Annotated in this window: 13 protein-coding genes; 8 read left to right on the top strand and 5 right to left on the bottom strand. The window is 71.0% G+C overall.

All coding sequences use genetic code 11. The annotated features are described in order from the left end of the window. Window positions 1-60 precede the first annotated feature (60 nt). Window positions 61-2385: a transglycosylase domain-containing protein gene (locus IE94_RS0102920; protein ID WP_030145761.1), complete on the bottom strand. Its 2325-nt coding sequence runs from the start codon at window positions 2383-2385 to the stop codon at window positions 61-63. 259 nt (window positions 2386-2644) lie between these two features. On the opposite strand from IE94_RS0102920, the gene IE94_RS0102915 reads away from it, so the two are divergent. From IE94_RS0102915 to IE94_RS0102895, 5 genes are all read left to right on the top strand, one after another. Next, window positions 2645-3583 carry an SPFH domain-containing protein gene (locus tag IE94_RS0102915; RefSeq protein WP_030145760.1) on the top strand — a complete coding sequence of 313 codons (939 nt, stop codon included), beginning with the start codon at window positions 2645-2647 and terminating at the stop codon, window positions 3581-3583. Continuing rightward, window positions 3580-3858 carry a type II toxin-antitoxin system antitoxin gene (locus IE94_RS0102910; RefSeq protein ID WP_051777185.1) on the top strand — a complete coding sequence of 93 codons (279 nt, stop codon included), beginning with the start codon at window positions 3580-3582 and terminating at the stop codon, window positions 3856-3858. Before IE94_RS0102915 ends, IE94_RS0102910 begins: the two co-directional genes overlap by 4 nt. 181 nt (window positions 3859-4039) lie before the next feature. Further along, window positions 4040-4564: a PadR family transcriptional regulator gene (locus IE94_RS0102905; protein ID WP_003973941.1), complete on the top strand. Its 525-nt coding sequence runs from the start codon at window positions 4040-4042 to the stop codon at window positions 4562-4564. Next, complete coding sequence (locus IE94_RS0102900) at window positions 4561-5250, top strand: ABC transporter ATP-binding protein (protein ID WP_030145759.1); 690 nt, start codon at window positions 4561-4563, stop codon at window positions 5248-5250. The genes IE94_RS0102905 and IE94_RS0102900 overlap by 4 nt, the downstream gene beginning before the upstream one ends. After that, window positions 5247-7589, top strand: a complete 2343-nt coding sequence (locus IE94_RS0102895) for an ABC transporter permease (RefSeq protein ID WP_030145758.1) — start codon at window positions 5247-5249, stop codon at window positions 7587-7589. The genes IE94_RS0102900 and IE94_RS0102895 overlap by 4 nt, the downstream gene beginning before the upstream one ends. 60 nt (window positions 7590-7649) lie before the next feature. Here the strand turns inward: IE94_RS0102895 and IE94_RS0102890 are convergent, their stop codons facing one another. After that, entirely contained in the window at window positions 7650-8588 is a 939-nt protein-coding gene (locus tag IE94_RS0102890; RefSeq protein WP_030145757.1) for a hydrogen peroxide-inducible genes activator, read from the bottom strand. A gap of 141 nt (window positions 8589-8729) precedes the next feature. Here IE94_RS0102890 and IE94_RS0102885 point away from each other — a divergent pair, with 141 nt between their 5' ends. Together IE94_RS0102885 and IE94_RS0102880 are read left to right on the top strand one after the other, a co-directional pair. Continuing rightward, window positions 8730-9284, top strand: coding sequence for a peroxiredoxin (locus tag IE94_RS0102885; protein ID WP_030145756.1), 555 nt, complete (start codon window positions 8730-8732; stop codon window positions 9282-9284). Between the two features lie 6 nt (window positions 9285-9290). Then, window positions 9291-9827: an alkyl hydroperoxide reductase gene (locus IE94_RS0102880; RefSeq protein WP_030145755.1), complete on the top strand. Its 537-nt coding sequence runs from the start codon at window positions 9291-9293 to the stop codon at window positions 9825-9827. A 90-nt stretch (window positions 9828-9917) separates the two neighbouring features. On the opposite strand, the gene IE94_RS0102875 is transcribed toward IE94_RS0102880, so the two are convergent. The 3 genes from IE94_RS0102875 to phoH2 all read right to left on the bottom strand — a co-directional run bounded on the left by IE94_RS0102875 (window position 9918) and on the right by phoH2 (window position 13974). Beyond that, the gene (locus tag IE94_RS0102875; protein WP_030145754.1) at window positions 9918-11348 is read right to left on the bottom strand and encodes an AI-2E family transporter; all 1431 of its coding nucleotides are present in this window, start codon (window positions 11346-11348) and stop codon (window positions 9918-9920) included. 162 nt (window positions 11349-11510) lie between these two features. Continuing rightward, entirely contained in the window at window positions 11511-12209 is a 699-nt protein-coding gene (locus IE94_RS0102870; RefSeq protein WP_030145753.1) for an aggregation-promoting factor C-terminal-like domain-containing protein, read from the bottom strand. Between the two features lie 439 nt (window positions 12210-12648). Continuing rightward, window positions 12649-13974: an RNA 5'-3' helicase PhoH2 gene (gene phoH2 / locus IE94_RS0102865; protein WP_030145752.1), complete on the bottom strand. Its 1326-nt coding sequence runs from the start codon at window positions 13972-13974 to the stop codon at window positions 12649-12651. A gap of 1146 nt (window positions 13975-15120) precedes the next feature. On the opposite strand from phoH2, the gene IE94_RS0102860 reads away from it, so the two are divergent. Continuing rightward, window positions 15121-16350, top strand: a complete 1230-nt coding sequence (locus tag IE94_RS0102860) for a winged helix DNA-binding domain-containing protein (protein WP_030145751.1) — start codon at window positions 15121-15123, stop codon at window positions 16348-16350. Window positions 16351-16415: the final 65 nt, after the last annotated feature.

Genomic DNA, 16415 nt, shown 5'->3' with positions numbered 1-16415 from the left:
CGACGGGGCGCCCGGTGAGCACCGGGCGCCCCGTCGCGCGTTCTCGCGGCCCCTGACCGTCTACGGCGCCCAGTCCCCGCCGGGGAACTCGGGCTCTCCCGACTCGGTGGACCCGCCGCCGTCCGGCGGGGGTTCGGTGGACGGGCTGTTCGACGGCGACTGCGTCGGCGACTCGGGCGGCTCCTCGGTCGTCGGCTCGTTCGACGGGGGCGCCTCGGTCGTCGGTTCGTCGGAGGTGGGCGGGGCCTCGGTCGTCTCCTCCTCGGTCGGCGACTGGCTCGGCGACGGGGAGGTCGAGGGCGACTTGCTGGGCTTCACCGCGGCGCCCTGCTTGGTCTCCAGGTCGAACTTGGTGACCTCGTCCATGACGCCGAAGGTGTACGCGGCCCAGATCTCCGCCGGGGGGCCACCGCCGTTGACGCGGTAGTCGACCCCGGCCGCCTTGTACATCGGGACCTGCGGGTGCGGCGCCTTGTCGTCCTCGCCGAACAGGCCGACCGAGGTGACGAGTTGCGGGGTGAAGCCGGTGAACCAGGCGGACTTGTTGTTGTCGGACGTACCGGTCTTGCCGGCCACCTGCTGACCGTCGCGCAGCGGGTTCTCCCGCACGGACGTCCTGGCCGTACCGTCGTCGACCACGCCGGTGAGCACGGAGGTCACCGTGTCCGCGGCCTCCCGGCTGATGATCTGCTCGCCGACGGGGTCGGGCATCTCGATCGTGCGGTCCTTGTGCTCGACCGACTTCACGATCGCCGGGGTGACCTTCTTGCCGTGGTTGTCGAAGGTGGCGTAGACGCCGGCCATCTCCAGCGGGCTGGCGCCCATACTGCCCAGGGTCTGCGCGGGCACGGCCTGCTCGCCCTCGGTGTCCATGCCGAGTTCGCCCGCGACCTTCATGACCTCGGGCATGCCGACGTCGATGCCCATCTGCGCGAAGACGGAGTTGACGGACTTGTTCATCGCCTCCTGGACGTCGATCTCGCCGTAGTCCCGGTCGTCCTCGTTGGGCGGGGCGAAGCCGACCTCCTGGTCGCCGTCCATCACGGGGCGCTCGCTGTCGCCGTCGTAGAGGGTGTCGGCCGTGATCGGCACGCCGTCCTGGGTCTCGGCGTCGTGGTCCACGGCGGCGGCGAGGATCACCGGCTTGAAGGTGGAGGCGGGCTGGTAGTCGTCGCGGGTGGCGTTGTTGGTGAAGTGCTTCAGGTAGTTCACGCCGCCGTACATCGCGACGACGGAGCCCGTCTTCGGGTCGACGGAGACGGCACCGGCCTGCACGTCGGCGTCGACCTTGCGCTTGTCCGGGTCCAGCTTGCTGGTGAGCTTCTCCTTGACCGCGTCCTCCAGGGCGGCCTGCTTCTTCTTGTCGATGTTGAGTGTGACGGTGTAGCCGCCGAGGTCCACCAGGGCCTTGGCCTGCTCCATGTCCTCGGCCGCGCCCTGGGCGACGAGCTGCTTCCTGAGCGCGGAGTTGGCCGCGTCCACCAGGTATCCGGTCTGGCCGTCCATGCCGGCGGCGGCCTTGGGCTCCTTGGGCGTCGGGAACGTCATCCCCTGCCGGTCGGACGAGCTCAGCCACTTCTGCTCGACCATGTTGTCCAGGACGTAGTTCCAGCGCTCCTGGACGAGCTTCTTGCCGGTCGGGCTGGCGATCGCCCAGTCGTACTGGTTGGGCGCCTGGAGCAGCGCGGAGAGGTATGCGCCCTGTTCGACCGTCAGGTCCTCGGCGTCGACGCGGTAGTAGGCCTGGGCGGCGGCCTGGATGCCGTAGGCGCCGCGGCCGTAGTAGCTGGTGTTGATGTAGCCGGCCAGGATGTAGTCCTTGGACTTCTCCCGGTCCAGCTTGAGGGAGATGACCAGTTCCTTCAGCTTGCGCGAGACCGTCTGTTCCTGGCTCAGGTAGTAGTTCTTGACGTACTGCTGGGTGATCGTGGAACCGCCCTGCGCGCCCTTGCCGGAGAGGGTGTTGAGGACGCCGCGCGCGGTGCCCTTGAGGTCGACGCCCGCGTCCTTGTAGAAGGTCTTGTTCTCGGCGGCGACGAAGGTGCGCTGGACGTCCTTGGGGATCTTGGCGAGGTCGACGATCTCACGGTTGCGCTCGCCGGTGCGGGCCATGATGCTGCCGTCGCTGTACTTGTAGACGTTGCTCTGCAGCTCCGCATCGGGGTTGCCCTCGGGGATGTCGATCACCAGGTACAGCACGATGAAGGCGCCCATGGCGAGCAGGCAGAGGCCGAGGAACGTACCGAGGATCTTCTTCCAGGTGAACAGCCGGCGTATCCGGCTCCTGCCGTTCGCGCCCCCGGCCGCGCCCGACGGACGGCGGCGTTTCGGCGCCGCGCGGCGTCCACCGCGCTGTCGCGCTTTTCTCTCTTCCGCTCGTCCCATGGATCCGATCCGCTCCGCTTCGGTCATCTGCTGGCACGTCTTGCTCACGTGTCACACAGGTTCGTCGCTCAGGTCAGCTCAGAAAGCTAACACCGGGAGATGTGACAAACGGCAACCGATCCGGCCTTGTACGGACGTGAGAATCAGCACCCGCTCCATAGGAACCGACGTACGAGAGGGGTTCAGGGTTGTGATTCGCGGGTAAAGTGATATCACTTAGAAAGCGGAGCGAGTACAACGAACCAAAGGGGGACCACCCATGTCCACGCACGATGCCCCACAGGTCACCGCCGATGTGCCCGAGATGCCGACACCCCGGGTCCGCGAGAACCAGGCGCACAGCATCGGCGGCGGCCTCGCGCTGCTGCTGGGCCTGGTCGGGCTGCTGGTCGGCGCCGGTCTGATCGCCACCGCGACCGCGGTCGCCGCCACCGGCACGAAGGCGGCGCTGATCATCGCCGGCGTCGTGATCGCCCTGGCCGCCTTCCTCGCGATGTGCGGGCTGAACATGGTGGCGCCGGGCGAGGCCCGCGTGGTGCAGCTCTTCGGGCGGTACCGGGGGACGATCCGGCAGGACGGACTGCGCTGGGTGAACCCGTTCACCTCCCGGACCAAGATCTCGACGCGGGTGCGCAACCACGAGACGGCCGTCCTGAAGGTCAACGACGCCTACGGCAACCCCATCGAGCTGGCGGCGGTCGTGGTGTGGCGGGTGGAGGACACCGCGCAGGCCACTTTCGAGGTGGACGACTACGTCGAGTTCGTCTCCACCCAGACCGAGGCGGCCGTGCGGCACATCGCCATCGAGTACCCCTACGACGCCCACGACGAGGACGGCCTCTCGCTGCGCGGCAACGCCGAGGAGATCACCGAGAAGCTCGCCGTCGAGCTGCACGCGCGCGTGGAGGCGGCCGGGGTGCAGATCATCGAGTCCCGCTTCACGCACCTCGCGTACGCGCCGGAGATCGCCTCGGCGATGCTCCAGCGGCAGCAGGCCGGTGCGGTGGTCGCGGCGCGGCGGCAGATCGTGGACGGCGCGGTCGGCATGGTCGAGGCGGCCCTGGTCCGGATCAGCGAGCAGGGCATCGTGGAACTGGACGACGAGCGAAAGGCGGCGATGGTGTCCAACCTGATGGTCGTGCTCTGCGGGGACCGCGCCGCCCAGCCGGTGCTGAACACGGGGACGCTCTACCAGTGACCACCCCGCCCGAGGGTTCCGAGCCGCCCGGGGGCCCGGCACCGAGGCGTCGGCCGCGGCAGCGCAAGCAGGTGCTGCTGCGGCTCGACCCGCAGGTGTACGAGGCGCTCGCCCGCTGGGCGGGCGACGAGCTGCGCTCGGCCAACGCCCAGATCGAGTTCCTGCTCCGCCGGGCGCTGGCGGAGGCCGGCCGGCTGCCCGGCGACACCGGGCCGATGCCGCGCCGCGGCCGCCCGCCGGGGGGCGGCGGCCCGCGGAACCCGCCGCCGTCCTGACCACGCCGACCGCCCTTCGCCGGCCGTACCGCCGCAGCGACGCGGAGGTACGGCCTGTGTCGTGGCGGAACCGTGACAATCGCCTCCGACCTGCGGCTCGACCGCCCTCGTGAACCCGCCGCCACCACCTCTGCACGGTGCGTATACATGGCGTGTATACACCGTGTGTAGAGTGCTCCGCATGTCCATCGGTCACACCCTCCTGGGGCTCCTGGAGTCCGGGCCGCGCCACGGTTACGACCTCAAGCGCGCCTTCGACGAGAAGTTCGGTCACGACCGGCCGCTGCACTACGGCCAGGTCTACTCGACGATGTCCCGCCTGCTGAAGAACGGCCTCGTCGTGGTCGACGGCATCGAGGCGGGCGGCGGTCCCGAGCGCAAGCGGTACGCGATCACCGACGAGGGGATCACCGACGTACAGCGGTGGCTCGCCACGCCGGAGAAGCCCGAGCCCTATCTCCAGTCGACGCTGTACACCAAGGTCGTCCTCGCGCTGCTCACCCACCGCGACGCCGCCGACATCCTCGACACCCAGCGTTCGGAGCACCTGCGCAGCATGCGCATCCTCACCGACCGCAAGCGCAAGGGCGACCTCGCGGACCAGCTCATCTGCGACCACGCCCTCTTCCACCTGGAGGCCGACCTGCGCTGGCTGGAACTGACCGCGGCGCGCCTCGACAAGCTGCGTGAGGCGGTAACCCGATGACTCCTCCCGCAGGTTCCCTGCTCTCCGCCGAGGCGCTCCGCAAGGCCTACGGTCCCACCCTCGCCCTCGACGGCGCCGAGTTCTCCATCCACCCCGGCGAGGTCGTCGCCGTGATGGGCCCCTCCGGGTCCGGCAAGTCGACGCTGCTGCACTGCCTCGCCGGCATCGTGACGCCCGACTCGGGGACGATCACCTACAACGAGCGCGAGCTGTCGGCGATGTCCGACGCCCAGCGCAGTGCGCTGCGCCGCTCGGACTTCGGGTTCGTGTTCCAGTTCGGCCAGCTGGTGCCGGAGCTGACCTGTGTCGAGAACGTCGCCCTTCCGCTGCGGCTGAACGGCACCTCGCGCAAGGAGGCCGAGCGGGCCGCGCTGACCTGGATGGAGCGCCTGGAGGTGGACGACCTCCGCAAGAAGCGGCCCGGCGAGGTCTCCGGCGGCCAGGGCCAGCGGGTCGCGGTGGCGCGCTCGCTGGTCACCAACCCGCGGGTGCTCTTCGCGGACGAGCCGACCGGCGCGCTGGACTCCCTGAACGGGGAGCGCGTGATGGAGCTGCTCACCGACGCCGCCCGCTCCACCAACGCCGCGGTCGTGCTGGTCACGCACGAGGCCCGGGTGGCGGCCTACTCCGACCGCGAGATCGTCGTACGGGACGGCAAGTCCAGGGACATGGAGCGGGTCGTATGAGGGCGCGCCAGTGGGCGGCCGACCTGATGCTGGGTGTCCGCTTCGCCTTCACCGGCGGCCGTGAGGGCTGGACCCGGGCCGTGCTGACGGCCGTGGGCGTCGGTCTCGGTGTGGCGCTGCTGCTGCTGACGACGGCGATCCCGAACGCGCTGAACGTCCGGCACGAACGGGAGGCGGCACGCTCCGACATCACCTTCGCCCAGGACCCGATGCCCAAGGCCGACGACACGCTCGTGGTCGCCCACGTCGACAACCACTTCCGCCAGGACGACGTCCGGGGCCGAGCCCTGGACCCCGAGGGACCACGGGCGCCCCTGCCGCCGGGAGTGGGGAAGTTCCCGGCGGTGGGCGAGATGGTGGTCTCCCCCGCGCTGAAGGAGCTGCTCGACTCGGACTCCGGCGCGCTGCTGCGCGAGCGGCTGCCCGACCGGATCGTCGGCACGATCGCGGAGGAGGGGCTGATCGGCTCGGCCGAACTCGCCTACTACCGGGGCGCTGAAGGGCTCGCCGAGCGGATCACCCCGGGCCGGATCGAGCGCATCGACCGGTTCGGCGACCCGGAGCCCGGGTCGGAGCGGTCCGACCCGGTGCTGCTCCTGCTGGTCCTCGTCGTCTTCGTGGTGCTGCTGACGCCGGTCGCGGTGTTCATCGCCGCCGCCGTGCGGTTCGGCGGCGAGCGGCGGGACCGGCGACTCGCGGCGCTGCGCCTGGTGGGGTCCGACAGCCGCATGACCCGGCGCATCGCCGCCGGTGAGGCGATGGCCGGCGCGGTCCTCGGGCTGGTCTTCGGGGCCGGGTTCTTCCTGGTGGGGCGGCAACTGGCGGGCAGCGCCGAGGTGTTCCGCATCAGCGTGTTCCCCAGCTACCTCAACCCCTCGCCGCTGCTGGCCCTGCTGGTCGCGGTGGCGGTCCCCGCTGCGGCGGTGCTGGTGACGCTGTTCGCGCTGCGCGGGGTGGTCATCGAGCCGCTCGGTGTGGTGCGCGCGGGCCGGCCGGCCCGGCGCCGGCTGTGGTGGCGGCTGGTGCTGCCGCTGGCCGGACTGGCGATGCTCTACCCGATGATCGGCAACGGCCGCGACAACGGCGACTTCAACCAGTACCTGGTGACCGGTGGTGTCGTCCTGCTCCTGGTGGGCGTGACCGCGCTGCTGCCGTGGATCGTGGAGAGTGTCGTCGCCCGGCTCGGCGCCGGCGGCGTGGCCTGGCAGCTGGCCGTGCGCAGGCTCCAGCTGAGCAGCGGTACGGCGGCCCGCATGGTCAACGGCATCGCGGTGGCCGTCGCCGGGGCGATCGCCCTGCAGATGCTGTTCGCCGGGGTGGACGACGACTACACCAGGTCCACCGGGCAGGACGTGTCGCGGGCGCAGATGGAGGCGCAACTGCCGAGCGGGGTCCCGATGGCCCCGGCGGCCGAGAAGTTCCGCGACACCAAGGGGGTGACGGCGGTCTACGCCTACTCCGAGGGCTACCTGGGCGACCGCGCCCAGGACCCGGAGCACGGCACGATGATCACGGTGGGCGACTGCGCGTCGCTGCGGGAGGTCTCCAGGCTCCCCTCGTGCGCGGACGGGGACGTGTTCGCCGTGCACGGTGCCGAGTGGGACACCGGGGAGGACATGACGAAGCTGGCCGCGCCCGGCCGGAAGCTGTACTCGGACCCGACCTACGAGGGCGGCCCGACGCGTCGGACGGTCGCCTGGACGGTTCCGCAGGGCATCAAGACGGCGAAGGCGCGTCCGGGGCTGGTGGCGGGCAGCGACCGGGGCGGCTTCCTGATCACGCCGGGGGCGCTGCCGGCCGGGCTCGCGCCGACGCTGGACGGGCACGCCTACCTGAAGCTGGACCAGTCGGTCCCGGACGTGCAGGACCGGGTCCGGAACACCGCCTCGGCCATCGACCGGCTGGCGGACACCGTGACCTGGGCGGAGACCGAGCGGACCGACCGGTTCGACGCGATCCGCACCGGCCTGTTCGTGGGGGCGTCCTGTGTGCTGGCGCTGATCGGCGCCAGTCTGCTGGTCTCGCAGCTGGAGCAGCTGCGGGAGCGGAAGAAGCTGCTGTCGGCCCTGATCGCCTTCGGCACCCGGCGCCGCACGCTCAGCCTGTCGGTGCTGTGGCAGACGGCGATCCCCATCGCGCTCGGCCTGGTGCTCGCCGCGGTGGTGGGCCTGACCCTGGGCACGGTGCTGCTGAAGATGACGAACACTCCGGTGCACGTCGACTGGACCGGCGTCCTGTCCATGACCGGCATCGGCGCCGCGGTCGTCCTGGTGGTGACGCTGTGCAGCCTGCCGCCGCTGCTGCGGCTGATGCGGCCGGAGGGGCTGCGCACGGAGTAGCTCCGCCGGCGCCCGAGCGAGGGACCGCACGACCGCCCGGGGTGGTGGTCGTCCGGTCCCTCAGTCGTGCACGGTGCGGACCGGCAGACCGGCCATCGCCTCCCGCAGGGCCGCCGCCAGTTCCTCGTACTCCGCCGAGCGGGCCGCGCCCGTGCGCATGGCGAGGGCGACGCGGCGGGTGGGGGCCGGGTCGGCGAAGGACGCCGTACGGAGCCGGCTGGAGCGGGAGGTCTCCACGCGGACGGCGGTGCGCGGCAGCAGCGTCACCCCGAGGCCGCCCGCCACCAGCTGCACCAGCGTCGACAGTCCGGCGGCCGTCGTCGTCGCCGGGACGCCCGCGCGGCCCGCCTCGCGGCAGATGTCGAGCGCCTGGTCGCGCAGGCAGTGCCCCTCGTCCAGCAGCAGCAGCTTCAGCTCGCGCAGCACCGAGCGTTCAAGGCCCTCCCGGCCGCCGAGCCGGTGGTCGAGCGGGGTCACCAGGACGAAGTCCTCGTCGAAGAGCGGGAGTTCGCTGACCCCGGGGACGCCCAGCGGGACCGCCAGCAGGAGCAGGTCGAGGCGGCCGGTGGTGAGCCCGTCCAGGAGGCTCGCGGTCTGCTCCTCGTGGACCTGGAGGTCGAGGTCGGGGTAGCGGTCGTGGACCAGCCGCAGCACCGTCGGCAGCAGGTACGGCGCCACGGTCGGGATGACGCCGAGCCGCAGCACCCCGGTGAAGGGCGCGCGGACCGCCTCCGCCTCCTCCAGGAGCGCGCCGACCTCCGCGAGGACCGCCTTGGCCCGCACCGCGAGCCGCTCCCCGGCCGGCGAGAGCAGTACCTTGCGCGTCGTACGCTCCAGGAGGGTGACACGCAGTGCCTCCTCCAGGGCGGAGACGGCGCCCGAGAGCGCCGACTGGCTCATGCCGATCGCGGCGGCGGCGTCGCGGAAATGCAGGTGCTCGGCGACCGCGTCGAAAGCCCTCAGCTGAGCGAGGCTGGGCTGCCTCTTCCTACTGGACACTGATAGTCACCTCCGATCAACTCGACCGATTGTAGCTATTTCACTAATCAATGCACGCTGTGCCACCATCATGAGCGTCCAACCCATGGGAAAACCCCCACAAAACGGGGTGTTTTCTTCGCTGCATTTATTGGAGAGCGCGTGCTCACTGTCGGTGACAAGTTCCCCGAGTTCGACCTGACCGCCTGCGTCTCGCTGGAGAAGGGCAAGGAGTTCCAGCAGATCAACCACAAGACCTACGAGGGTCAGTGGAAGGTCGTCTTCGCGTGGCCCAAGGACTTCACCTTCGTGTGCCCGACCGAGATCGCCGCCTTCGGCAAGCTGAACGACGAGTTCGCCGACCGTGACGCCCAGATCCTCGGGTTCTCCGGCGACTCCGAGTTCGTGCACCACGCCTGGCGCAAGGACCACCCGGACCTGACCGACCTGCCCTTCCCGATGATGGCCGACTCGAAGCACGAGCTGATGCGTGACCTCGGCATCGAGGGCGAGGACGGCTTCGCGCAGCGCGCGGTCTTCATCGTGGACCAGAACAACGAGATCCAGTTCACGATGGTCACCGCCGGTTCCGTGGGCCGGAACCCCAAGGAGGTCCTGCGGGTCCTCGACGCCCTCCAGACCGACGAGCTCTGCCCGTGCAACTGGAGCAAGGGCGACGAGACCCTGGACCCGGTCGCACTGCTGTCGGGGGAGTGAGCTGACATGTCCCTCGACTGCCTGAAGTCCGCCGTACCGGACTACGCCAAGGACCTGCGGCTCAACCTGGGTTCGGTCATCGGCAACTCCGACCTCCCGGCGCAGCAGCTGTGGGGCACGGTGCTGGCGACCGCCATCGCCTCGCGCTCCCCCCTCGTGCTGCGCGAGCTGGAGCCGGAGGCGAAGGCGAACCTCTCCCCCGAGGCGTACTCGGCCGCCAAGTCGGCCGCCGCGGTCATGGCGATGAACAACGTCTTCTACCGCACCCGGCACCTGCTGTCGGACCACGAGTACGGCACCCTGCGCGCCGGGCTGCGGATGAACGTCATCGGCAACCCGGGCGTCGACAAGGTGGACTTCGAGCTGTGGTCCTTCGCGGTGTCCGCCATCAACGGCTGCGGCATGTGCCTGGACTCGCACGAGCAGGTGCTCCGCAAGGCCGGTGTGGACCGCGAGACGATCCAGGAGGCGTTCAAGATCGCCGCCGTGGTCGAGGCCGTCGGCGTCACCCTGGACGCCGAGGCGGTCCTCGCCGCCGAGTAGCCCCGCGCGGGATCCGTCCCGAAGCGGCACACACGGCACGGGCGCCGCCCACCTCTCGGTGGGCGGGGCCCGTTCGCGTCACCTGACCGGTCAGGGGCCCGTCCTCGGGCCCGAGGACGGGTCGTCCGCCGGGGACTTCGAGGGCTCCGGCGGCTCCGGCACCCGGTCGGCCGCCGGAGCGGCGTCGGTCGAGGTGGCCCCGTGCGGCCTGGGCGTGTGCCGCAGGGCGGCCTCACGGGAGTAGGCCCGCAGGTAGCCCACGACGGTGTTGGTCACCGCCACCAGCGGTACGGCGACCACGGCGCCGCCGATGCCGGCCACCATGCCGCCGGCGGCCACCGACAGCACCACCGCCAGCGGATGGACCCGCACCGCCCGGCCGAGGATGAACGGCTGAAGGATGTGCCCCTCGATCTGCTGCACCGCCAGCACCACGACGAGCGTCATGACCGCCGCGAACACGCCCTGCGTCACCAGCGCCACGACGACGGCGAGCGCGCCCGACACCACCGCGCCGACGAGCGGGATGAAGGCGAACAGGAAGATGAACACGGCCAGCGGGACGGCCATCGGCACGTCCAGGAAGTAGATGCCGAGGCCGATGAAGATGGCGTCGATCAGCGCGACGATCACCGTGCCGCGGACATAGGCGGTCAGCGTCCGCCACGCGCGCGGTCCGGCTCCGGCCACCCCCGGCCGGGCGGCGGCGGGCACCAGCTTCAGCGACCACTGCCAGATGCGCTTGCCGTCGTAGAGCAGGAAGAGCGTCGAGAAGGCGGCGAGCAGGATGCCGGTGAGCGCCTCGACGACGACTGTGACGCCCTCGAGTCCGGCGGACGTGATCTGGTCGGTGTTGGCACCGACCGCGTCCCGCAGGTTCTTGGCGATCTCGTTGATCTGCTTGTCGGTGACGTGGAACGGGCTGTTGAGCAGCCAGTTGCGCAGTTCGTCGATGCCGTCCTGGACCTGGTCGGAGAGGTTGTCGATGTTCTCCATCACCTGCCAGGTGACGAACCATCCGATCAGGCCCATGATCACGAACCCGAGGATCGCGGTCAGTGCCGTGGCCGGCCCCCGCGGCACCCCGTGCCGGCGCAGCCAGGCCACGGCGGGCTGGAGCAGCGCGGTGATCAGCAGCGCGGCCACGAACGCCAGCACCACCAGCTGTACGGCGCTGATGACCCGCATCAGCACCCACACGGTGCCCGCGAGCACCAGCAGCCGCCAGCCGGCCTCCGCGGCCACCCGTACTCCCCAGGGCACGGCCTGCGCCGGGTCGGGGCGGTTGCCGACCGCTGCCGGACGGTGCGCGCCGGCGTGCTCCGCGACCGTGTCCCCGGGCGCGGCCCCGGTCAGGTCCTCGGCCATGTCGGCCAGGGGCCGGCGCACGGGGTCGGAGACCGGGAGCGGTCCGTCGTCGACGTCGTCCCGCCGCGCCTCTTCGCGGCGCTGCTCCAACCGCTCACTCGCCCGCGTCAGTCCGGCGCCGAGCCGGCCGAGCCACCCTGGCACTCGTGACATGATCCGTCCTCTTCCCCCGTCCTTCCCCACCACTCCCCCCTGGAGTTGTCCGGTCCGACCGTACATGGCGGGCGTGCGAAAGCCCCTCACCCTAGGACGGGGAGGGGCTGCGCGAGGTTGAGCGTGGGCCGCGCCGAAGGGGACTACGGGCGGACGGCGGGCTCAGTACCAGTGGTTGGCCTGCCAGAAGGCCCAGGCGTCGCACGGGCTGCCGTAGCGGACGTCCATGTAGTTCAGGCCCCACTTGATCTGGGTGGCCGGGTTGGTCCGCCAGTCGGCGCCCGCCGAGGCGTACTTGCCCGCCGGGAGGGCCTGGAAGAGGCCGTAGGCGCCGGAGGAGGCGTTGACGGCCTGGTAGTTCCAGCTGGACTCATGGTTCACGATGTTGCTGAAGCACTGAAACTGGCCGCTGGGCACCATCTGCCGGGCCATCGCCTGGATCTGGCTGGTGCTGTAGGAGCTCTGGACGACGAAGGTGGTGGACTCCCGCTGGGCGTCGCGGCTGGCCGCTTCCTTCTCCGCCTCGCGCTCCTTGGCCTCCTCGGCCGCCTTCTTGGCCTTCTCCTGCTTGGCCACGGCGGTCTCGGCGGCTGCCTTGCGGGCCGCCTCCTCGGCGTCCTTCTTGGCGCTCGCGTCCGCTGCGATGGCCTGCACATCGGCCTGCCGCGTCAGGGACGCGGTCTGCACCTGCGCCTGCTCACCCATGGGGATGTCGGCAAGCAGGGTCGTGCCTGCTGCCGTCGCCTCCGCGTCGTCGTTGCTCTGCGCGACGCTGCCCGAGGCAACTCCGACGACGCTTCCGACGGCGGTGACCGCCGTGGCCGAGGCCACTGCGAATCCCCGGACCGAGATCCGGCTCACACGGTTTCCTTCCAGCATCGCCCGCTTCGGTGACCCTCGCGGACGCAATCGTGCCCCTGGCGCTGGCCTCCCCAACTACGGGTCACGGGAGGCACGGGCCCGGTGGACAACTCCCGCTACGGGAGCGCCGCGTGGTGCTCGGGCGGCATACGACTCTGCTATGGAGTTGGACGTGGTGCTTCTGGGGCGCGATAGCGCTGGGGGTACAGCTGTGTCGTATGCGGGGCCTGACAGGAATGAGACTCTGCCGTAACCCGGCGGGGTGAGGCAATTCTGTGTTGCGTGTGAAAGCTCACATCTCGTTTGGCCTAGGGGATTCACCGAAATCCGCACACAGCGAGGCGCCGCCCGGCTAGGCTCTGGGCCTTTTCCGGACGGCGCCGACTGACGGGTAACCGGCCCTTGCCGGGACGGAGTTCCCGAAAGGGCGGGAGTCGGGTCAGATGTGCCCGTCCTCCAGCATTTCGGTCACGAGTGCCGCGATCTGGGACCTCTCGGAGCGCGTCAGGGTGACGTGCGCGAAGAGCGGATGCCCCTTCAGCTTCTCGACGACGGCGACGACTCCGTCGTACCGGCCCACCCGCAGATTGTCCCGCTGTGCCACGTCATGGGTGAGTACGACCCGTGAGTTGGCGCCGATCCGGGACAGCACGGTCAGCAGGACGTTCCGCTCCAAAGACTGGGCCTCGTCGACGATCACGAAGGCGTCGTGCAGCGAGCGTCCCCTGATGTGGGTGAGCGGCAGCACCTCCAGCATGCCGCGCGCGGTCACCTCCTCGATGACCTCCCGGCTGGTGACGGCCGACAGCGTGTCGAAGACGGCCTGCGCCCAGGGACTCATCTTCTCGGCCTCGGAGCCGGGCAGGTAGCCGAGCTCCTGCCCGCCCACCGCGTACAGCGGCCGGAAGACCATCACCTTCTGGTGCTGCCGGCGTTCGAGCACGGCCTCCAGTCCGGCGCACAGCGCGAGCGCCGACTTGCCGGTCCCGGCCCGGCCGCCCATCGACACGATGCCGACGTCCGGGTCGAGGAGGAGGTCGAGCGCGATCCGCTGCTCGGCACTGCGGCCCTTGATGCCGAAGGCCTCCCGGTCGCCGCGCACCAGCCGGACGTTGCCGTCGGACGTGACCCGGCCGAGGGCCTTGCCGCGCTCCGACTGGATGGTCAGACCCGTGTGCACGGGCAGGTCGGCGGCCTCGGGGACGTAGACCCGGCCCTCCTCGAAGAGCACGTCCACCTGCTCGCCCGGCAGGGTGAGCTCGGACATCCCGGTCCATCCGGAGGCGTCCGTGATGGCCAGCTCGGCGCGGTACTCCTCGGCGAGGAGCCCGACGGAGGACGCCTTGATCCTGAGGGGGAGGTCCTTCGAGACGACGGTGACGTCGAATCCCTCCGCCTGCAGGTTGCGGGCGACCGCGAGGATGCGCGAGTCGTTGTCCCCCAGGCGGTAGCCGGTGGGCAGCACGCTGGGGTCCGAGTGGTTGAGCTCGACCCGGACGGTGCCGCCGAGGTCCCCGATCGGGATGGGAGCGTCGAGGCGACCGTGCCGCACGCGGAACTCGTCGAGCAGGCGCAGGGCCTGCCGGGCGAAGTACCCGAGTTCCGGATGGTGCCGTTTGGCCTCCAACTCCGTCACCACGACGATGGGGAGCACGACCTCGTGCTCGTCGAAGCGGTTCAGGGCGTTCGGGTCGGCCAGCAGGACGCTGGTGTCGAGAACGTAGGTGCGCCTGTCGGGCTTGTGGCGCTTTGTGCTGGTCACCACGGAAGGACGTACCCCCTCGGAAGAGGTCGGGGAGCGACGGAGTGGACGCAGGGCCGGGAGGGCGGGAACGAGCCGCGCCGGGAGGGCGGGAACGAGCCGACCGGTCGAGGGCCGCCCTGCACTGGCGCGGGCCGTGGACCGGCCCTCCGCCGCGTCTTCCGTGCCGTGACCGCACGGTGGGGCTGGTGCAAAGGGCCTCCCGGGCGGACGGCTCCGCGCCGTCCGCTGAGAACCGACACCCGTGGTTCGGGCGTCGACCTGCTTGGCTTATGCCCTCGAACAAGCGCCGCCATGCCACGACACAGGACGGCGCACCGGTGAACTCCTCGTTACGGGCGTACCGCTGGCGGCCACGCCCGGAGGGCACAAAAAAACGGGCCGGTCCGTGGGGGGGGAGACGGACCGGCCCGAGGGGGGGTTTCCACCATAACCCTTCGTAAGTGATGTCGCGCGCATCGGCGTGCCACAACTACTCTCCGAAGTCGTCCAGCGACGCCCGGATGACCACGGAAGCCCCCATTCCGCCCCGAACGGTGGCCAAATCGCCGCGCATCTCCCGGTGGGCGGCCGTTTCGCGTGCGACGGGAGTGACCCGGCCCGACCGGCGACCGCGACACCACGCGGAATCCCACTTCCCCCATTCGGGTGCGGCCACGGGCACACAAGGGCTTGACCCGGCACCCGACGGGGCGCCCGAACGGCGCGTGCCCGGCCTCCGCTCCGGCACCGCGCAGCCCCCTCCACTGCGCGGTGCCACGCGCGCGACTTTGCTCACGCGAATTACCTGGGTTGAACTTACGCGACCGGGCGGGCCCGGGTCGACGCGAGAAGGACAACGGTCAATAACGATGTGGAAACCCTGTGAGGATCGAGGGCGGGCGAGAAGTATCGGCGCGCGGGCGAGAGCCGGGTGCGGGGTGAGCGACGAGGGATGGACGGGGGAACGACGAGGGATGGACGGGGGAACGACGGGTGACCGACGGGGACCGACGGGTGACCGACCGGGGATACCGCACTCTGCCCCCGGAGCGCGGGTATTTGCGAAGGTGCGCCACTTACATCCGGAAGATCCCCCGGACCACCGATGCGGCTGGCTCCCGGAGGCGGAGGACAGGTTCCGTCCTACTCGGCCCCTAACGTCACCTCATGACGAAGACGACGGGGATCACTTGGGCCGCGGCGAGCGCACGGCGCTTGGAGCGGCAGTTCCTGGCCATGCCCGCCCGAACGGACACGTCCGTCGCCGACGTGGCCGCCGCGATGCTCGGCGTCCACGCCCAGGTACTGTCGGCGGCCGAGTTGTCGGTCGGCCTGCGGGCCGACGGGGTGACCCGCGCGGACGTACGCGGTGCCCTGTGGCCGGCCGCTACCCCGACCGCGCCTCCCCCACCGCCTTCTTCCCCGCCCTCACCCTCGCCCTCGCCCTCGCTGGTGAAGACGCACGGGCCGCGCGGGACGGTGCACCTGCTCCCCGCCCGCGACCTGCCGATGTGGTGCGCCGCCCTGCCCGCGGTCCCGCACGGCACGGCCGCCCCCTCCGCCGACGTACGCCTCACCGGGGAGCAGGCCCGGCAGGTCGTGGCGGCGATCGCCGACGCGCTCGACGGCGCCTTCCTGACCATCGACGAACTCGGCGAGGAGGTCGTCGCACGCACCGGCCCCTGGGCGGGCGACCTGGTCATGCCGGCCTTCCAGACCATGTGGCCCCGCTGGCGCCAGGTCATGCACCGGGCCGGCCAGTGCGGCGCCCTGTCCTTCGGCCCGAACCGCGGCCGCCGGGTGACATACACCCGCCCGCCCCACTTCACCCCGCTGCCGCCCGAGGAGGCGTCGCGGCTCCTCGTACGCCGATACCTGTACGCGTACGGCCCCGCGACGCCGCGCCACTTCGCCCGCTGGCTGGCCGCACCGCCCGCCTGGGCGACGGCCCGCTTCGCCGAACTGGCCGCCGCGGGCGAGATCGAGGAGGTCCGCTTCGAGGGCACGCCGGCGTGGGTGACGGCGGGCGACACCGCCTTCCCGGACACCCCGGAGCGGGACGGACTGGTACGCGGGGTGCGATTGCTGCCGTACTTCGACGCGTACGTCATCGCCTCACAGCCCCGGGAGCTGCTCTTCCCGGGGGCCGCGTACCGACGGGCACTGGCGGGCGGGCAGGCGGGCAACTTCCCCGTGCTGCTGGTGGACGGGGTCGTGGCGGGCGTCTGGCACCAGCGCCGCCGGGGCAGGCGTACGACGGTCACGGTCGAGCCGCTGGTCCCCCTGACGGCACGTCGGGAGCGCGAGCTGGCGGAACGCGTGGAAGGGGTGGGGGCCGTGCTGGAGGCGGAGGCGGAGCTGGTGATCGGGGAGGTGACGGTGGGGGCGCACGCGTGAGGACGCGGGCCCCAGCGGGTACCAGGAGCCGCGTCCAAGTCCGGGTCCGGGTCCGGGTCCGGGTC

This window comes from Streptomyces violaceorubidus, assembly GCF_000717995.1.
GTDB lineage: Bacteria > Actinomycetota > Actinomycetes > Streptomycetales > Streptomycetaceae > Streptomyces > Streptomyces violaceorubidus.
This window is presented reverse-complemented; position numbering and strand designations above follow the sequence as displayed.

Excerpts from the sequence above, each read along its gene's own strand:
- IE94_RS0102880 (WP_030145755.1), top strand. The coding sequence starts at position 9,291 with ATGTCCCTCGACTGCCTGAAGTCCGCCGTACCGGACTACGCCAAGGAC.
- IE94_RS0102900 (WP_030145759.1), top strand. The coding sequence starts at position 4,561 with ATGACTCCTCCCGCAGGTTCCCTGCTCTCCGCCGAGGCGCTCCGCAAG.
- IE94_RS0102895 (WP_030145758.1), top strand. The coding sequence starts at position 5,247 with ATGAGGGCGCGCCAGTGGGCGGCCGACCTGATGCTGGGTGTCCGCTTC.
- IE94_RS0102875 (WP_030145754.1), bottom strand. The coding sequence starts at position 11,348 with ATGTCACGAGTGCCAGGGTGGCTCGGCCGGCTCGGCGCCGGACTGACG.
- IE94_RS0102905 (WP_003973941.1), top strand. The coding sequence starts at position 4,040 with ATGTCCATCGGTCACACCCTCCTGGGGCTCCTGGAGTCCGGGCCGCGC.
- IE94_RS0102920 (WP_030145761.1), bottom strand. The coding sequence starts at position 2,385 with ATGGGACGAGCGGAAGAGAGAAAAGCGCGACAGCGCGGTGGACGCCGC.
- IE94_RS0102915 (WP_030145760.1), top strand. The coding sequence starts at position 2,645 with ATGTCCACGCACGATGCCCCACAGGTCACCGCCGATGTGCCCGAGATG.
- IE94_RS0102860 (WP_030145751.1), top strand. The coding sequence starts at position 15,121 with ATGACGAAGACGACGGGGATCACTTGGGCCGCGGCGAGCGCACGGCGC.